Below are 17,623 nucleotides of genomic sequence, written 5' to 3' on the forward strand. Positions count from 1 at the left end.
CGGATGTTTGCTTCACTGACCAGACTGCAGCGCTACTACCTGTATTACACCTGCGGCTTTCTGTCATTCATCGGGGCGCTGGCGGTTCTCGAACAGCACGGCATGCCGCCGCGCTGGATCGGCTATGCCTTTCTGTGTTTCACCATTTCGATGTACGCGCTGATCGGCATCGTCTGCCGGACCTCGGATGTCTCTGAGTATTACGTTGCCGGGCGGCGAGTGCCAGCCTTCTTCAACGGCATGGCGACCGGTGCCGACTGGATGAGCGCCGCCTCCTTCATCGGCCTTGCCGGCACCCTTTACCTGTCCGGTTTTCAGGGGCTGGCCTATGTCATCGGCTGGACCGGCGGCTTCGTGCTGGTCGCGCTGCTGCTTGCGCCGTATCTGCGCCGCTTTGGTCAATACACCATTCCCGACTTTCTCGGCGCCCGTTATGGTGGCAACGCGATTCGTCTGGTTGCTGTTGCCGCCGCCATCCTCGCTTCCTTCGTTTATGTCGTGGCGCAGATTTACGGTGTCGGCGTCATTACCAGCCGCTTCGTCAGCCTGCAATTCGAGATCGGCGTCTTCGTCGGTCTGGCCGGTATTCTCGTTTGCTCGTTTCTGGGTGGCATGCGGGCGGTGACATGGACGCAGGTGGCTCAGTACCTGATCCTGATCATCGCCTATGTGACACCGGTCGCCATCCTGTCCTACAACGTCACCGGCAATCCGGTGCCGCAACTCGTCTATGGCCAGGTTCTTCAGCAGGTCACCCAACTGGAGAACCGCCTGTTCCAGAGTCCGGTTGAGGTGGAGGTCCGTGAGCTCTATCGCGAGCGGGCAGATCTGTACGCCCAGAAGATCATGCAATTGCCCCAGTCGCTGAATTTCGAGCGCGAACACCTGTCGGCGCAGATCAACCAACTCAAGGCCAGCGACGCCCAGATGAGGGATATTGTGGCGCTCGAACGGCAGTACCGGGATCTGCCCCACCACCCGGAGCAGGCGAGGGCGCGTTGGGAAAGTGCGATGTTTTCTGCTGTTGACCGTAGTAAAACACCCATTCATCACGCCGAGGCGTTTCCCGGCGAGACGGTCGAGGAGCAGAACATCATGCGCGTCAATTTTCTCGCGCTGATCTTTTGCCTGACAGTCGGAACTGCCGCCTTGCCACACGTGCTGACCCGCTACTACACGACGCCCACAGTACGGCAGGCGCGCGAATCGGTGTTCTGGTCGCTGTTGTTCATCCTCTTGCTCTACATCACCGCGCCAGCCTACGCGGTCTTCGCCAAGTACGAGGTACTCTCCCATCTGGCCGAAATACCCATCACCAAATTGCCCGGCTGGGTGGCCGCCTGGGCCAAGATCGGGCTGGTCAGTATCGAGGACATCAACGCCGACGGTATCCTGCAACTGGCCGAACTGTCGTTGAATCCGGATGTCATCGTGCTCGCCACCCCGGAAATCGCCGGCATGCCCTACGTGGTCTCCGGTCTGGTGGCGGCTGGCGGTCTGGCCGCGGCCCTGTCCACCGCTGATGGCCTGTTGCTGACCATTACCAGTTCGCTGTCGCACGACGTTTATTACCGTATCTTCCGTCCCGATGCGTCGACCCAGTTCCGCCTGGTCATCTCGAAATCAATGTTGCTGGTCGTCGCCATTCTCGCCGCCACTGTTGCCGCCCAAAAACCTGGAACAATTCTGTCCATGGTTTCCTGGGCCTTTTCCATTGCCGGTTCAGCCTTTTTCCCGGCACTGGTTCTCGGCATCTTCTGGGAAAGAGCGACGCGGGCCGGGGCGCTCGCCGGCATGGTCGTCGGCATCCTGCTGTCGATCTATTACATCATTCGCGTCGAATTCGACAGCATTCCCATTCTCGGCATCAGCGGTTTTGGCATGGATCCGTGGTTTCACATCCAATCAACATCCGGTGGCCTGTTTGGTGTCATGGCCGGTTTCATAACCATCATCGCGGTCAGCCTGTTCACCAAACCAGACCCTCGGGCTGCCAGCTTTCTCAGCACCATCCGTTTCCGGAACGGAGACGCGCCGTGATTTCAAACGCCGATCTTCACTGGCGCAAGACGCGGCGCCTGACCTTCACCCTTATTTGCCTCTGGCTATTCATAACCTTTGGCCTGACCTGGTTCGCCCGAAGCATTAACGAGGTTGTCGTACTCGGCTTTCCGCTGGGTTTTTACATGGCTGCTCAAGGCGCTCTGGTGCTCTACCTGATGATCATCTGGTGGTACAACCGGCAGATGAAAAAACTCGATGCGGAATTCGGTGTCGACGACTCCTGAGCGCCTGCCGTGAGCCTTTTCCTGATCAGTGCGACGCGGGCAATTGTCGAAATGCTTGGCCTTTGTCTGATCGGGCAGGGAATGCTGTATTTGATAGCGGGGCGGCATAGGGCAGGCAACCGCGTCTACCAACTTTTCTCCTTGATTACCAAGACACCTCGCCGGATTGTAGCGACGGCTCTACCGCGTTCTGCAAGCGAAGTGCTCGTTGGTATCTTGACCTTTGCCATTGTCCTGATCCTCTGGCTGGGACTCGCTTTTGTCCGAAAGTTTGTTTGACCAAACGGCCTCTTCTGCTACAATGCGCGGCTTCCGGAGGGGTGGATGAGTGGTTTAAGTCGCACGCCTGGAAAGCGTGTGTAGGGTAATCCCCTACCGCGGGTTCGAATCCCGCCTCCTCCGCCAGAATTGGCTTGAAAACCCGCATAGCTCAAGGCTTTGCGGGTTTTTTTATGCCTGGCGATGAATATGACGAATAATATTAGAATTTTCTTAATTTTATGGGTTGTTACTTTCAAGTGTGACCAAATTGTGCCCGGTTCGTACCCTCTTGAGCACCTGATGTTTTGTGACCGAATTGTGCAAAATGGCTAAGGGAGTAAATAGTTAACCCATTTAATATCAATGAGATACTATTGATTTTCGTATCGGGTTGTGATAGGCTGAAGCTATGTATAGCACAACCCGCTCCTATTTTTTTGCAAACAAGGTTCAGTCCGCGTTTGCTAAAGGAAAGGCAAAAAGAACATTCGGCGCCCGTAACCGCGTCCGTAAGTTGTTATTCTTCCCTTCGGATATCGCGAAAGCTTCATTCGGGTTTTTGCTTTATGTGCTTCAGGCATTGCAGTCGTTGTTGAACAAGACTTTGCATCGTAATTACCGTTTTGTAATGATGGTTAATGACAGCGTAGCCAAGCGTAGCTGTCATCTACTTCCTTGTTGCATGCCTGCAAAACCACGGATAGTGCACATTGCCTTGTGCAGCCGTTTTATTCCGGTTCCGCCATTGCCTCGCGCCTAGCGCAGAGACTTTTCCCCCTCTCTCCGCTGCTGGGTGCCTCTGGTTGAATTCAGGGGGTGCATCTCTTTGTTAAGAGGCACCAGAAAATGTATTTGCAGCAACAACTAAACCGTATCGAATTGGGTGATGCGGCTGAATTGGCAGGGGTGTCGACCTCTGCTTTTAAGAAACACATCTATGGGCAGCGCCCTTCGTCGCTGCTTGAGGGATTTCCAGCGCCGTGTCACCGCGGTCGGAAATTGCTTTGGGTGACCCAGGATATCCTCGACTGGATTGCAAGTCAGAGAACCTTTCTGATAAATAGCCAGGAAGATCGAAACGTAAAATCGGCAACAGGTGAAAATCGAAAACCTGGTCGACCGAAATCAGCGTTATCCAACCTTTCCAGCAAAATCGGGGGTTGAGAATGAAGCAGACGCAGACGCTCGATTTCGGACAGGAAGTAATCTGTTCTCCAAGTGTTCATCACAGGCCGATAATTTCCTGTAATAGCTTTCAGATTCGGTCAGTCATCGAAGGCAGTGGAGGGCTTTTGTCATGCTGAGCCCCGTGTTTTCGAATATTCCTCTGGAACTGACGCTGCGCCCAAATTGGGTGGTCTTTTCCGAAAAGAAAGTGCCATTTTGTGCAACCGTACCCAGAATGCCTGCCAGTTCGATTGATCCGGCTACATGGTCGTTTTTCGAGCAGGCGCGAACTACTTTCGAAGAAGGTGGTTTTGCGGGGGTGGGTTTTGTATTGGATGGCACTGGAATTGTTGGTGTGGATCTGGACAATTGTGTCGTCAATGGAGTGCCGGACCCTGTTGCCATGTCTATCCTGGATAGTCGTCTTGGATGCGCCTATGTCGAACTATCTCCCAGTGGAAGCGGGTTGCGTGCTTTCGGATACGGTCCCTCGGTAAAAGGGGTGCGAGGAAAAGTCGACGGAATTTGTGTCGAACTTTATACAACAGGTCGCTATTTATCAGTAACTGGTCACGCCTTAAAATCGGGCCCACTTATGGAGCTTGGTGGATTTGCTGATCTGGTTGACTCAATTCGTGGTGGTACTACAGAGAAATACAGAGATGACGTTAGTCATATCTCTGTATCCTCTGTTCTCTCTGTAGATCATGCAATTATTCAAACCCTTCCGTCAGCGGATGGGGAGCGAAACCATTGTTTGTTTGAGTTTGCGAGAATGGTTAAGTCGATATGCCCGAACGCGACAATAGAGGAACTGCGCTCAGTCGTTCTTCGATGGCACAAGGCTGCATTGCCAAAAATCACCACAAAAGAATTCACCATATCCTGGTGCGATTTCCTCCGTGCATTTGAAAGTGTCAAATATCCGCACGGTACAAATTTTAAGCAGATCCTTGGTGATATCGACATGACCGCAGCAGCACCATCCCGTATTGAGAAACTCGGCTATGGAGAAAAAGAGTTTCATCTTTTTCGAATCTGCGAACGTTTGCAACAACAGGCTGGGCGTGATCCCTTCTTTCTTTCGTGTCGTCAGGCGGGGGAATTGATCGGTACGAACTTTTTGATAGCCTCGAAGATGCTTAAGGCGTTCAGGCTGGACGGTGTTCTGGATGAAGTCAGCAAAGGTTCGGGGGTTAAGGCAAGTAGGTATCGTCTAATCTCGCCGGTGTAGCTCTTGAACAGCTGCTGACAGTAGCTGATGGCATGGAGAAAGGTTCCGTTCTGCTCTGTTTGTGGGGCCTTTTAGCTGCGGTGTCGAAACTGGACATGCCCCTTCAAATCAAGGAGATGTGGGGGCGTTTCTAGCACTGCGTGATATTGCGCTATCCATCATCTAGGCTTCAGCTGCACGTAGGATGCTGCGTGCAATGAATTCCGCGAAGGGTCGCAGGTTTTCATCGACGCTGGCGGTCTCCTGTGCCTGCATGTAGATGGCACGGTCCTCGACATGGATGACGGTCCAGGGGTAGCCACCGGCGGCGAGCAGGACGTTCATCGCAAAGCGCGCAGTGCGACCATTACCGTCCTGATAGGGATGCACGAAACCAAAAAGCCAGTGTCCGAGTACGGCGCGGACAAACGGGTCGGCCTCGGCCTGGATACACTCGCGCAGCGCCTCCATGCCATCGCGTACATCATCCTTGTGGGGCGGGGAGTGCAGGGAGCCGCGCAGGAATACAGAGTCCCGACGGTAACCCACCAAGTCGGCAATCTTCAAAATACCGGCGGTCACGGACGGGCCGAAGAGTTTCTGGTACCAGGACTGGTGCTTTTCTGCGAATAGCAGTCCTGCCAGCTCAGGCTTGCTTTCCCGGAACTCATAAACCTGCGCTGCCGCGTCGCGCACAAGCTCAAAGGCGTCCAGATAGCCGCGGGCTGCCATGGCAGCGGCTTGCTGCTGATCGGCGGCATCGGTCAGTGGGTTCCAGCCTTCGTCGGCAATTCGACGAATCAACTCAGGTGTAACGCGGTATCGCTCAATTGAAAGCGAGTGGTAGGCATCTTCAACGCGGATTGCCTGGACTCTCGCCAGGTATTCAGCGGCTGTCACGTTGAGCGAGCCGCCAACGGGTTTGCTCGCGATGACGGTATTGCGGTGCTGCGCCCAAAGCGCCTGCACGCGGGCATACAAGGCTGATTTTCCCAGCGTGCCGAGCGCAAAGACCGGTGTCTCGTCGAAGGGGCGTTCATCCGTCTTGAGCTGGATGCCCAAACCGGCGAGTTGGGCGAGAACAGCATCTGAAAAGTTACCGCGACCCACCTGGCGGTAAGCCGACAGTACGCGCTGAAGCCCGGTCCGATTGACATCCGCCAAGGCAGCTAGCTCGGCGGGATCCTGCAATTGTGCCATGACGATCTGTACTTCGCGGCCGTACACCGCAAAATGCCGGGGTGGCAAGTTGACCAGGCAATAGGGGGCCGACATGCACCGTAAGCCGTGGATGGACAGCGTTTGCTCCGGCGTCGGGAAAGTCGAGCGCCCCGGGAAAAGCGCAACGGTGTGGCCGAAGGCCAGTTCCTGAACCTGACTCTGATTGACGGCGAGCATGACGTTGACGGTTTTCGGAATCACCGTATGTTGCGCATGCCGGAGTAGCGAATGTTCTGCCGTCAGGCAGTAGCCTGCGTCGAAACGCTCACTCAGATAGCGCGTGAGGTACTCCCAGAAATTCGCAAAAAATGGCGTGGTATCGGCCTGCTCAGCCGTGGGGTCGGAGACGAAATACCATCCCCGCAAAATTTCTCGTAGATAGCCGGCTTCGAGCAGGAGCAGGCGATTGGCGTTGCTGATTTGCGGCCCGCGGACAACACCGCGCTCCGAGCCAAGGACGCCATGCAACTCCTCAAGGGCTCGGGCTAATTTCTGTCGTGCGCTTAGACGGGGGCGTGCCATTTTGTTGCCATGTTTGAGTTGAATTAATCACCATGTTTTGATGATGTAAATTTACATGTTAAGATTAAAGTAATCAACATGTTTTGGTTCTTGTGCGGATTGATGTTTTGGTTGTTTTTTACCATTTATATGGACTACCTTTGGTCGCTTTTGTACTCATTCAATCAAGCATTCAGTGAGGACAAAGAGTATCCCATTGGCCATTGATTAATGATGCCCCCTATACCAACAACAAATCCCCCGCAGCCGTCGAAATGATCTCGATCATTGCTGCAAGGTAAGTACCAAAAGCAACCTTTTCGGTTGAAGCTATAACCACTGCCACAACCTCGAAATCACGCATTTCTTTCGTCCAGCAAAATTTGCGGAGATCTTTAACGTCGCGATTCGTTCGCACGAATGCCTTTAGAGATTTATTCAGCACCCGCTCCAGCAGGTCGGCATGTTCGATGATGCACTGTGTTAACCGTTCAGCATCTGGGTGGGCATTGGCAACCAGGCGAATTTCACAGGTCGTCTCCGTTCCAACCGTGCCAACGAATGCAAGCTGGAAGCTGAAGGGCACGGCGTAGACCAATAGCCGTCGAAGGTCAGCTGACATTCCTCCTGCCTTGTCGACATGGATACCTGGCGCGAGGTTCAGTATCCCCAGGTAATCACCAAGCAGGTGTCCGCGGATGATACTGACACTCAATGCGCAGCCTCCTGGCGAAGAATACGCAACCGCGTTGGCCAATTCTTTACCCAGCAGATCAAGTCGCGCAGAAATGCCCATCTTGATTGCCTGCAGGTCGTCCGGTGCGCTGTCCGTCAATTGAATATCAATATCTTGGAGAAGATCGAGCAACGCTTCGGTGAGCGTCATTCCATCGTTCCTCTGAGCTGCGATTCAAGTGGAGCCTCTTCGTTCAGGAAAATACCCAATTGACTGGCCAAGGCATTCGCCAGGCTGTCCATCAGCGCCGGATAGTTTGCCAAACAAACGACATACTTGCTTCCTTGTTGCTCAAAAAGGTTGTTCAGCGCAGCACCATCCTCCGGGTTCAAAATGATTTCCGGAAGTTCATCGATTTGTTGTTGAACCTGCATGGTCGGACCGCCTGATTAGTCAAACAGGCTATCGTTGAAACCGTAGCTGTTTCCACCGATATCGACCCCGCAATCACCGTTGATCATCGGGAGCCCGCTGGCAGGGTTGATGCTGGGGCAGCAATCGTCATTGCCCGGCAAAGCGTGGGTCGACATAAGTTCCGGATCCTCTCCCAGGAAGTTGCTGGTAAAACCCTTCAGGTCTGGAAAAAAAACGGTGATAGAAAAAAACTTGAACATGCTTCATCCTCAAAGATTGGAAGGGCGGAAGGGGGGCTGTCTCTGGCAATGCCACATTCAGAGCGATACCCCCACAGAATTCAGTGAACGCGTAAGCCCGCGCTATTTCGGTCGCTGTTTTTGCTCGGCCTTGTCGGCCTTCTTTCGTTTGGCAGAGCGCAAATAGAACGTAAGGCCTGCAACCGCGAACGCCAGCACTAGCAACAGCAATACGATTGGAATCATCAGATCTCCTAGAAAATTATCTGGCCGGGACCAGATTGCTTTTGCGTAGCGACCTGAGAGTCCGTTTTGCTAGTTAAGGCACAAAGTGCCCGGTCAATGCACCGCTGGCAAAGATCTAATGCAACCTTGCCGGGACCTGAGTCGGTATCAGCAGACAAGGCAGGAAAAAGCAAACTGCCAAATCGGCCTTCATCTTTCTGGCTACCGCAGCAATCGCAGCGCTGTTGCCACTTTCCCCGCTCATTCAGCGACCACATGATTTGTGACCTGCAAAGGTATGGAGCTCGCCAATGGCGTATCTGCCTGAATCGCCTCTCCGAGCATCGGGTAGATGTCTACCATCAGCGAACCCAATTCGTCGTAGTAGATGTTGAAGCCAAAGAAGCTGTTTCCCCAACGAATGGTGTCCCAGTAATCCGCTGAATTGCCTCCAAGGCATTGGTTTTCCGAGGAAATATGCAACCTGATCAGCCTGGCGATGAACAGCCGGATATATGGTGACTTGAACAATTCACGGTAGGTTGGCAAAAAATATGAAAAATGACGGTAAATATGATGTTCTTGTTGTTGTGGCAAAACAAATCTCCTTTCCATGAAAAAGCCCACGCACATTGGCGTGGGCTTGTTTACTTGGTGTCTGGTGGGGTGGTGTCCAGGGAACACATAAATGGTATATAAAATTTATAATAAAGTCAAGTAAGCACATGAATATAAACAGTTGTAGTTATGCAAAAACTAAAATTATGTTGTATTTATACAAAAAACCGAAAATTTCTCATAGTTATTTCGATTGGCGACTTGAGGGGTATCTTCGTATCGATCATAGTAACTGTGTGTTTATACAGGAGTTGCTATGACGGTTACTAAGAAAAACCCCCGCGCCAATCTCACCGGCGGTATGTCCCCGCACGCCCGTTCCAAGGAAAAACTCAGGGAGACGTTGAAATGGATTTTTAGGCATCACTACACCAGCCGTGGAATTATCAAAAGGCGGCTGGGGATTACCGAGAATGGATACCTTCTCAACTTGGTAAGAAAGGGCTACTTGCAGTTCATCGAAGTGCCCGGGCTCAGCTGCAAGCAAATCTTTATGTTGACGGAACAGGGGCTGGAGGAGGCGAAGAAACATGCGTGACTACGATCTTGATCACGCTTCAGTTTCGCACCGTCTCATTCGGCACAATCTGGCGGTGCAGCAGTCAATTCTGACTGTTCCTGGGGTGCGGAGCTACATCCTTGAGTCGGCGATGGGTGAGCTGGATACCCTCGATGGCAAGCGCCCCGACGCGCTGGTCGAACTTGATGCTTATCCTGGACAGTACGTGGCGCTGGAAATCGAGTTGACCGAGAAGCGGGGTCGCGACCTGGACCAGGCAATCTGGCGGAATTTCCAGGCACTGGAGCAAGGCAAGTACCTGTGCGTCATCTATGTAACGGACCAGCAATACATTGCCGAAAATTATCAGGAGGCCATGGAGTATTTCATCGATCGATGGCGGAAAGATGGGTGTGGGAAATGGTTGCGGACCGGTGAAACCTTTGTGGTCCCGGATCACGTCAAGTCCTGTATCCGTTTTCTTTGCACCGACAAGCTGCTGAAGGGGCTCTAAGGTGAATTTGGTCTTTGCGATGTTCGTGATATTGGCTGCCGTTATCAACCTGCCAAAATTAGGAAACTTTCTCCCTCTTGCCGAGTCCGCAAAAATTGCCCGTGAGGCAAATGAATTGGCCAATTCACCATTGTTGATCGGTTCAGATTTCTCAGGAGCTTATGATCTCGCGTTGAAACGCTGTGAGCGCGTGGCTATCCCTTGTACCTTGTTACGTGAACGACGCCAGGAGATTGCCGATGGGTTTGCGTCCTGTCGTGATGAGAGCGAAATGTGCCAAGCTGTGCGGACGCTTTATCAGTCGTCGAACTATTCCGTCGTGTTCGCCGGAGGAAAACCTACGGTTGAACTGAGTGATAAACCGTATTCTGGCCAGATCGGTAATGTCCTATTGGATGAATTTGCAGCAAGGGAAGATCGGCTTGCGATACTTTTGCGATGGTCCAGATATTGGGCTGTTGAACTGCTTTCCTCGTCATTAGTGCTGTTGGTACTTGCAGGGTACTGCATCAGAAAATGCTCCCAGCGTGTAAGTCCTCCCCTTGAATTGAAATCACTGGAAAAGATTCCTGATGACGACTTGGCTGAGTGGCCAAAGCTGCCTGAGCTAGAGCGCGATCCTGAAAGCATATGGTGGGAGCGATACAATGAAGAAACCACCTTGTCGCCGGAGGAGCTTGCCAGATTCGGTGAGAGATTTCGAAAATCCGGCATACTCATCAAGAGGTCACGGGATGAGAATTGGAGTCCGGATCGCCTTAATCTGGAATTCATTGCGGCAGGATTCATCGACGACAGAAGGACTGTTATCGCCATGATGCTGGTTGCTGGGATGCGGGAGAATTTCGAGCAGTGGTGATGGGGGGGTAGCAGGGGAGGGCTTGTGCCTAACTCGATGTCACCCGGAATTGAGTAGCGCGCTAGTTTAGAGTCCAATCCCACCATCAACGAGATTGGACATGAAGAAGCGTTTTCAATGAGCGGAACAGGAAGACCTGATTGGCGAGAACCGCTTGCTCAAGCAACTCACCAAGTTGCTAGTCGAGAAAGTGTTGGAAGCCGAGATGGCCGACCATCTCGGCCACGGCACGAATGAGCCAGTGGAGAACCCGGCCGGTAATACACGCGACGGGAAGAGCTGGGGATACGATCAAAGGGAAGTTCGGCGTGCTGCCGATAGGAATTTCTCGCGACCGCCACGGCACCTTCGAGCCACAGTTGATTCCCAAGCACCAGACCCGCTGGATGGGCTTCGATGACAAGATTCTGTCGCTGTACGCCTGTGGCATGACGGTACGCGAAATCCAACCGCACCTGGAAGAGATGTACGGTACCGAGGTGTCGCCGACGCTGATTTCAACGGTCACGGATACTGTGATTGAAGAGGCCAAAGCCTGGCAATCACGTCCACGAGACAGCATCTATCAACGCTAACGTTACCTCGTCTACTTTGACGTCGACAATCTCTGGAATTGGTCTGCTGGTGTGGGAGAGCAATAGCAGTGGTACACGATTGGCACCTTAGGAGAACTGGATTTCTATTCAGTCGTGTGGAGCTCGAAACCTTGGAGGGAGCAAGAAAGCAATAGGAACAAAAATGATGCATGGTTTCAGTAAGTTGCATATTCAATATTTCGCTGTGTATAATTTATCGAATTTTTGCGCTGTGGCCTGTATCTTCATATTTGGAGTCAAAATGAGCATTGTTAAGTTAAGCGAGAGCATTGACCCCCGTAAAATTCGACACGATCTGGGGATGAACCAACAGCAATTTTGGTCGCCTTTAGGTATCACGCAGAGTGGTGGTTCGCGGTATGAAAGTGGTCGTAACATTCCCAAGGCAGTCCTAGAATTGCTGAGGCTGCTCTATGTTGAGCGTATTGATATCAAGACCATCAAGCGCGAAGACTGGGAGGTGGCTCGCTATCTGAAGAGCCAAGACTTGGCGCTGTACAAGTTGTTGAAAAAGTCTGCTCAAAACCATGCAAAAAAGTCGGCTTGAGTTTGCCTAAGGAGCCGATGCCAAAGGTGGATGCACCATATGGAAATTATTTCAATTTATCGGCTAATCTACTAGGTGTGTGTTTCCGATTTTGGTGCACATTTCACCTGTAGTAGTTGCTTTTGGCGGGGTATGTCTTTGATAAGCAATCTGTTAATTATTGCGAGTAAGTTTTAATTATATTTATTGTCATAATATATCGATTTTGTTGTTATTGATAATATAAATAATTTATTTATATGAATTTCTAATGATATAGGTTTAAATATAATTTATAGACAGTTTTCAACCAAGCGCAATTCGCTGTTTTGGCACGTGGATTCAGTCAGATTTAGATAGGAAAATGCTTAATCAGTTTTCGGGCCAGTTTGAAGATACGTTGAACGATGCACTCATGAAACGCTATAAAAGGCGGGCATCAAGTGCTCAGGTTGCGAGAGACTTTACGTCATCATCTGGAGGCTCTACCTCTATTTCTCGAGAGACAGTAAGGAAGTGGAGAAATGGGAGTGGCTATCCAAATCCTGACCAATTTTTGTTGTTAGTTAAATGGTTGGATCCAGATCCTAACGTATTTTTGCAGTGTGATTCAGGGGAATAATTGCCTTCCGTTCAGGCCACCAATGCGAATAAAAAACGTTCGGATATTAATATATGACTCAAGTAAGAATCTTACTTAACGTGACGCATATAAATAAAGCATTTGTATTTTATCTAATCATAACCTCACTGCTGGGGTGTAATACTGTAACAAGCAATTCTCTCGAACACGTTGCGGATCCAAAGCAGTATATGCTTCATGACTTCCCTTTTCCCCAAGGGGGGAAAATAGATAGCCATAAATCTCTTATATTTGGGGCAGGCTCTCATTGGATAGGGCGATTGGTGATAGTGGCATCCAAAAGTTCGGGAGAAATGTTTATATTTTTTCGCGATAGCCTGTCTGTGCAGGGTTGGAGTTTGATATCGGCTAGCAGATCTAAATCAAGTGTTCTGGTTTTTCAGAAAGATATGCGTGTTATAAATATTGATGTGAGTGATTTAGGTTTATTTGCTTCTGGTTCGGAAATAACCATTACGGCAACTCCAAAAAATGGAGTGGATGCTCCCGTTTCAAAACTCAAATAGATCGTGATTTAATTTTTTTGGTTAAAAGGATTGCTAGGTTAAATCACTCTTCCCAGACTGATTATCGGAAAAAAGAGTAGCAACCAAGAGGCTGATTTTTCCTGAATTATTCTCAATAAGCAGACTTCAAATAGTAAACGACTCCTAATAGGCAACAAGAAGACGCAGAAATTGTTGACGATCAGGGCTCACCTTCGTCAGAAAGTGAATGCTGTCTGAAATTAGTTGAAACCCAAGCGCAATGCGCTGCCCTTCAACTTCAGCTAGGGTCTGATCTGCATTAAGCAGATCAACAATATTTCGTGTTCCGGCCTGCAAGCCTTTTCGGGTGCCCTTGAGTGATTGTTCTGATGAGCGCACAGCCTGACTCAAGGCTTGCCATCGAGCAAAGCCGAATTTCATTTTTGCATATAGCTCAGTGAGTTCCTGTTCTATTTCACGTTTCTTTGCTTCATGCCGGAGCAGTGCTTCATCGTGGGAGGCTCTTGCAGAACGCACAGCGGCATCTATACCTGTTCCCGCGAAGATCGGTACAGAAATCTGAACCCCAGCGCTTGTCGTCCAATACTCTTGGCCTATTGTGGTCTCATAATCGCTACTACTCATCCTTCGAGTCAAGACCAGATCGACCGTTGGAAGGTGACCGGAGCTCTGGCGAGCTATTTCCTTTGATGCAGCGGCGGCTGCTAATTTTAAGGCTTCAAGTTCAGGGTTTTCAGACCAAGCAGTTGCCAACCAACTCAAAAGGGGCTTTTCAACAATATTGCGTATTGGAAGGCTGATATCGGCGATGCCCCGTAAATCCGAGACATGTACTTGGGTTCCTACAAGCAGACTTAGCGTGCGTTCTGACGATTGTAGTCTCCCCTCCCAGTCAATTACATTTGCCTTTGCGATATCAGCTTTAGCCTGCGCTTCCTCAACGTCAGTGCGCGTACCGTAACCTTTGACTAAGGCAGAATGAGCTTGGGCGAGTATTTGCTCGTACCTGTCAACGTCTTTTAGGCTAACACTGAGAAGTTCAGCATTGCTTAATGTTTGAAAATACGCGTTGGCTACACGTACCCGAAGTAAGCCTTCGTTTGCAATTGAAAGTGCATCTGAACTTCTGGCTAGTAATTCTGCTTTTTTCCAGCCATCCCAGTCGCTTGGTCGGTAAATGGGTTGCCGTAAGGAAACGTTCCAATTTTTCGAATCATAATTTGAAGTGCGCGATGACTGAGAGCTTCCTGTTGTCGCAGATTCTGTACTGTTTTTTGCATAAGCAGCGGTACCGGTCACTAACGGCATCAATCTAGCAAATGCAACGTCTGCAGAAGCTACGTCGGCGCGTGCTCGCGCTTGGTAAGAGAGATACTGAGCATCGGTTCTTATGGCCATCGCGATTGCTTCGGATAGATCCATTGCAACTGAAGCCCCTGACAACAAAAGTGTCAGCCAAGTGCAAGCAATATTCTTTATAGATGGAAACATCATACTTCTTTCAACGCCTCGTGCATTCGGCGACGAAGGGGTTGAATAAGGTATGACAATAAGCTTCTCTCTCCAGTCTTGATTAATGCTGAAACTATCATCCCTGGTTGAAGTCGTCGATTTCCCAGAGTGGTACGGCCATTTCCCGTCAGTTCAACCCGTGCAACGTAATAGGGAGGCTGTTGGGGGTTGCGGTCGGGTACAAGGTCAGCAGAAACTGAAAGTATGCGTCCTTCAATGACGAGGTTCGGCTGATCGTGAAAATTCTCGAGCTGGATATCTACGGGTAAATCTACGTGGACCAAATCGATCAGATGAGATGCGATTTTGACTTCAAAGATTAGGCGCTCATCCGTGGGAATTATTTCCATGATTGAATCACCTCCTCGAACTACTCCTCCAATGGTATGAACCGCTAACGCATTGACGAAGCCGTCTACGGGCGATCGAATAGTGGTTCGAGTCCATTCGGCATAGAAGTTATCGACCTGCTCCTTGAGTACTGAAAGCTTTCCCTGGGCTAACGTGAGATCGGTTTCAACGTCTTTTTGAAACTCTTCTTTACGTTGCTGTAGCCGTAGCCGAGCATCGCGTGACTGGTTCAAAGCCAAAGCTATACTGCCTTCCAGCTCTATTGCTTGCCGCTCAAGTTCCAGTTGTGTATTTCGGGCAACGTAGCCTTCACTCGCAAGTTCTCGCAGTCCGCTTAGTTGTATCTGCAAAACATTGAGTTGGCCTGACTTTGATTTCGCCTCCTGCTCATAAGTTTGAGCCGCAGCGGCTAGTACATGTATGTCGCTTTCCAGTGCGTGGCGCCGTGCCTTGAACAATGCCCGTTGCGCTTCTATTTGTTTTGAACTGTCTAAGGAATTGTTTGCTTCGGTGAGTTCCTTGGGAAAGGAGATCGCAGATGCATGGCGACGTTCAGCATCAAGTCTGGACCAGGCTGCCAAGACAGCAAGATATTCCTTAATAGCTGCCTGATATTGTGCCAAGGTGGCAGAAGTGTCGAGAGCAATGAGGGCTTGGCCTTCCTTAACTGCCTGCATGTCACGTACATATATGTTCGTGACAATACCGCCCGTCAAATGAGCGACAGTTTTTCGATAGGACTCAACAATGGTTACTCCTGGGGCTGGCACCCCAGCATCAAGAGGTGCCCATGCAGCCCACACCAGAAATCCTCCAGTGGCTGTTATCAATAGCCACTGGCCGATACGCAAAAAATAGTTGGCGTCTTGCGGTAAAGAGTCTTGCGGGTTCTTTGTTTGGCCTGTATCAGCCAGATTTTCGGATTCGTGCATTTCGCAATTGCCTAGTTCTTCTGTGAAGTTGATCCACCAAGCAAAACGCCTTGCGGTGGTGACGAATTTTTGCGTGCAGCCTGCGATGCTTGAGCAATAGCAGCGATAACGTCGTCTCGTGGGCCATACGCCTGAATGACGCCTTCCCTAAGCACCATCACGCGATCAACGGTAGACAGCACACTTGAGCGGTGGGTAATCAACACCACCGTACAACCCTCTGCTTTCAACTTCTGGATTGCCTGAACTAGAGCGGCCTCCCCGATATCGTCGAGATTGGAGTTGGGTTCATCAAGAACCACGAGTCGGACTTGCCCATAAAGCGCCCTCGCCAAACCAATCCGTTGGCGCTGCCCCCCCGATAGTGCAGCACCTCCAGGTCCAACAGGTGTCTCGTATCCCTGAGGCATTCTAAGAATGCTTTCATGTAACCCGGCTTTTATGGCTGCATCGATAACCTTGTCCGGATCAATTCGTCCGAAGCGAGCGATATTCTCGGAAACGCTTCCATCGAACAGCTCGATATCTTGAGGCAGATATCCAATAAATGGCCCTAATGCCGTGGTATTCCAAGTGGATAAATCGGCGCCGTCGTAACGGACTGTTCCTGTTCTAGGGGTCCAGATACCAACAAGAGTGCGAGCCAGAGATGACTTTCCCGATCCGCTCGGTCCGATGATTGCGACAGTCGTGCCAGCAGGTATGCTAAAGGTCAGGCCATTGAGTACCGGAAGCTCGCTTCCCGGAGGAGCAACGATGACACCTTCAACGCTCAATTGCCCACTTGGCGGAGGTAATGGCATTGCCTTCCCGGCAGGAGGGTAAGCTGCAAGGAGGTTATTCAATCTAGAGTACGCGAGTCGGGTCTGAACAAATCCTCGCCAGTTTGAAATTACCTGATCGATTGGTGCCAACGCTCGACCCATTAGAGTGGAACCAACAATCATTGCTCCACCGGTTAATTCCTGGCGAATGGCCAAATAGGCACCCAGCCCAAGAATCAGCGACTGAAAAGTGACCCGAAAGAACTTGGTGCAAGCCGCAATCAAACCTGCTCGATCGCTTGCAACAGCTTGTAGTAGCAAATATTCACTCTGTTTGGTCTGCCAACGTCCGCGAATGTTTGGCAACATCCCCATCGCGGCTATCACCTCGGCATTATTCAGGCTGTTCTGGGCAAGATTCCCCGATTCAATAGCGAGCTTGTTGGCGTTTGCCAGCGGATCCTGGGTAGCCAATTCGGTAACCCAAGTCAGAGCGACTAGAACAAGGGCTGAAATCGCCCCGAACCAACCTATCCACGAATGCAACATGAACATTGCTGCAAGGTAGATTGGAAACCATGGTGCATCGAAAAAAGCAAATGTCCCATTTCCGGTGATAAATGTGCGGATCTGGGTGAGGTCCGACACCGCTTGCCTTGCATTCCCCTTGCCATCGAGGCTGGCAGCGAATGCAGCGTCGAAAACCCGATCATTTATTTTCGCCTCCATCAGGGCTCCCAGACGGACTAATACACGGGAGCGGATGAACTCAAGCGCAGAGACCAGGGCAAAAACTGCAATCAAAAGTCCCGTGAGCATGGCAAGTGTCATGTCGTTTCGGCTTGCCAGAACTCGATCATAGATCTGCAACATATAGATTGGCGCAGCCAGTTGCAGGAGGTTGATCACCATCGAAAAGCTCCCAATACCAAGCAGGAATCGACGTATTGAGGTCACAAGCTCTTTCAATTCCGAAGATGGTGGCAAGTGTTTTTGCATGTGCGCTTAGGAGGTTCTTGGTGGCCAAAAATTATATCAAAAATATAACCGATGCACTCCAAAATGATCGAAATGAAACATTGCGCCAAAAAAATAGAATTTGGCTGCGGTGATTTG

General features: G+C 50.7%; 19 protein-coding genes, 1 tRNA gene and 1 pseudogene. 12 read left to right on the forward strand and 9 right to left on the reverse strand.

What is annotated here, in order from left to right:
* Positions 1 to 3: 3 nt before the first annotated feature.
* The 6 genes from WBK19_RS16905 to WBK19_RS16930 all read left to right on the forward strand — a co-directional run bounded on the left by WBK19_RS16905 (position 4) and on the right by WBK19_RS16930 (position 4,950).
* Positions 4 to 2,040: a sodium:solute symporter family protein gene (locus WBK19_RS16905; protein WP_511291801.1), complete on the forward strand. Its 2,037-nt coding sequence runs from the start codon at positions 4 to 6 to the stop codon at positions 2,038 to 2,040.
* The gene (locus WBK19_RS16910; RefSeq protein ID WP_511291803.1) at positions 2,037 to 2,288 is read left to right on the forward strand and encodes a DUF4212 domain-containing protein; all 252 of its coding nucleotides are present in this window, start codon (positions 2,037 to 2,039) and stop codon (positions 2,286 to 2,288) included. Before WBK19_RS16905 ends, WBK19_RS16910 begins: the two co-directional genes overlap by 4 nt.
* Positions 2,289 to 2,297: 9 nt before the next feature.
* Positions 2,298 to 2,567 carry a hypothetical protein gene (locus WBK19_RS16915; protein ID WP_511291805.1) on the forward strand — a complete coding sequence of 90 codons (270 nt, stop codon included), beginning with the start codon at positions 2,298 to 2,300 and terminating at the stop codon, positions 2,565 to 2,567.
* 35 nt (positions 2,568 to 2,602) lie between these two features.
* A tRNA-Ser gene (locus WBK19_RS16920) sits at positions 2,603 to 2,693 on the forward strand.
* Positions 2,694 to 3,395: 702 nt separating this feature from the next.
* Entirely contained in the window at positions 3,396 to 3,713 is a 318-nt protein-coding gene (locus WBK19_RS16925; RefSeq protein WP_511291807.1) for a hypothetical protein, read from the forward strand.
* Between the two features lie 133 nt (positions 3,714 to 3,846).
* A complete protein-coding gene (locus WBK19_RS16930) occupies positions 3,847 to 4,950 on the forward strand; it encodes a hypothetical protein (RefSeq protein WP_511291809.1) in 1,104 nt (367 codons plus the stop codon).
* 162 nt (positions 4,951 to 5,112) lie between these two features.
* On the opposite strand, the gene WBK19_RS16935 is transcribed toward WBK19_RS16930, so the two are convergent.
* The 6 genes from WBK19_RS16935 to WBK19_RS16960 all read right to left on the reverse strand — a co-directional run bounded on the left by WBK19_RS16935 (position 5,113) and on the right by WBK19_RS16960 (position 8,802).
* Positions 5,113 to 6,672: a Fic family protein gene (locus WBK19_RS16935; protein WP_511291811.1), complete on the reverse strand. Its 1,560-nt coding sequence runs from the start codon at positions 6,670 to 6,672 to the stop codon at positions 5,113 to 5,115.
* Between the two features lie 220 nt (positions 6,673 to 6,892).
* Entirely contained in the window at positions 6,893 to 7,537 is a 645-nt protein-coding gene (locus tag WBK19_RS16940; RefSeq protein ID WP_511291813.1) for a hypothetical protein, read from the reverse strand.
* A complete protein-coding gene (locus WBK19_RS16945) occupies positions 7,534 to 7,761 on the reverse strand; it encodes a hypothetical protein (protein WP_511291815.1) in 228 nt (75 codons plus the stop codon). Before WBK19_RS16945 ends, WBK19_RS16940 begins: the two co-directional genes overlap by 4 nt.
* 15 nt (positions 7,762 to 7,776) lie before the next feature.
* Positions 7,777 to 8,001, reverse strand: a complete 225-nt coding sequence (locus WBK19_RS16950; protein ID WP_511291817.1) for a hypothetical protein — start codon at positions 7,999 to 8,001, stop codon at positions 7,777 to 7,779.
* Between the two features lie 102 nt (positions 8,002 to 8,103).
* The gene (locus WBK19_RS16955; RefSeq protein WP_511291819.1) at positions 8,104 to 8,226 is read right to left on the reverse strand and encodes a hypothetical protein; all 123 of its coding nucleotides are present in this window, start codon (positions 8,224 to 8,226) and stop codon (positions 8,104 to 8,106) included.
* Between the two features lie 240 nt (positions 8,227 to 8,466).
* Complete coding sequence (locus WBK19_RS16960) at positions 8,467 to 8,802, reverse strand: hypothetical protein (RefSeq protein ID WP_511291821.1); 336 nt, start codon at positions 8,800 to 8,802, stop codon at positions 8,467 to 8,469.
* 277 nt (positions 8,803 to 9,079) lie between these two features.
* Between WBK19_RS16960 and WBK19_RS16965 the strand changes: the two genes are divergently transcribed.
* From WBK19_RS16965 to WBK19_RS16990, 6 genes and pseudogenes are all read left to right on the forward strand, one after another.
* Positions 9,080 to 9,361: a hypothetical protein gene (locus WBK19_RS16965; RefSeq protein ID WP_511291823.1), complete on the forward strand. Its 282-nt coding sequence runs from the start codon at positions 9,080 to 9,082 to the stop codon at positions 9,359 to 9,361.
* Positions 9,354 to 9,836 (forward strand): hypothetical protein, encoded by a 483-nt coding sequence (locus WBK19_RS16970; RefSeq protein WP_511291825.1) that lies wholly within the window; start codon positions 9,354 to 9,356, stop codon positions 9,834 to 9,836. The genes WBK19_RS16965 and WBK19_RS16970 overlap by 8 nt, the downstream gene beginning before the upstream one ends.
* Before the next feature lies 1 nt (position 9,837).
* Entirely contained in the window at positions 9,838 to 10,695 is an 858-nt protein-coding gene (locus WBK19_RS16975; RefSeq protein ID WP_511291827.1) for a hypothetical protein, read from the forward strand.
* Positions 10,696 to 10,825: 130 nt separating this feature from the next.
* Positions 10,826 to 11,261 (forward strand): annotated as a pseudogene (locus tag WBK19_RS16980) (transposase); the annotation flags it as partial.
* 271 nt (positions 11,262 to 11,532) lie between these two features.
* Positions 11,533 to 11,838: a helix-turn-helix domain-containing protein gene (locus WBK19_RS16985; RefSeq protein ID WP_511291829.1), complete on the forward strand. Its 306-nt coding sequence runs from the start codon at positions 11,533 to 11,535 to the stop codon at positions 11,836 to 11,838.
* 654 nt (positions 11,839 to 12,492) lie between these two features.
* Positions 12,493 to 12,966, forward strand: a complete 474-nt coding sequence (locus WBK19_RS16990) for a hypothetical protein (RefSeq protein ID WP_511291831.1) — start codon at positions 12,493 to 12,495, stop codon at positions 12,964 to 12,966.
* A gap of 144 nt (positions 12,967 to 13,110) precedes the next feature.
* Here the strand turns inward: WBK19_RS16990 and WBK19_RS16995 are convergent, their stop codons facing one another.
* The 3 genes from WBK19_RS16995 to WBK19_RS17005 form a co-directional block, all read right to left on the reverse strand.
* Positions 13,111 to 14,370: a TolC family outer membrane protein gene (locus tag WBK19_RS16995; protein ID WP_511291833.1), complete on the reverse strand. Its 1,260-nt coding sequence runs from the start codon at positions 14,368 to 14,370 to the stop codon at positions 13,111 to 13,113.
* Positions 14,371 to 14,438: 68 nt separating this feature from the next.
* Complete coding sequence (locus tag WBK19_RS17000) at positions 14,439 to 15,743, reverse strand: HlyD family type I secretion periplasmic adaptor subunit (RefSeq protein WP_511291835.1); 1,305 nt, start codon at positions 15,741 to 15,743, stop codon at positions 14,439 to 14,441.
* Positions 15,744 to 15,754: 11 nt separating this feature from the next.
* On the reverse strand, positions 15,755 to 17,506 hold the full coding sequence (locus WBK19_RS17005) for a type I secretion system permease/ATPase (RefSeq protein WP_511291837.1): 1,752 nt from the start codon (positions 17,504 to 17,506) through the stop codon (positions 15,755 to 15,757).
* Between the last annotated feature and the right edge of the window lie 117 nt (positions 17,507 to 17,623).

Source organism: Azonexus sp. (assembly GCF_049652925.1).
GTDB lineage: Bacteria > Pseudomonadota > Gammaproteobacteria > Burkholderiales > Rhodocyclaceae > Azonexus.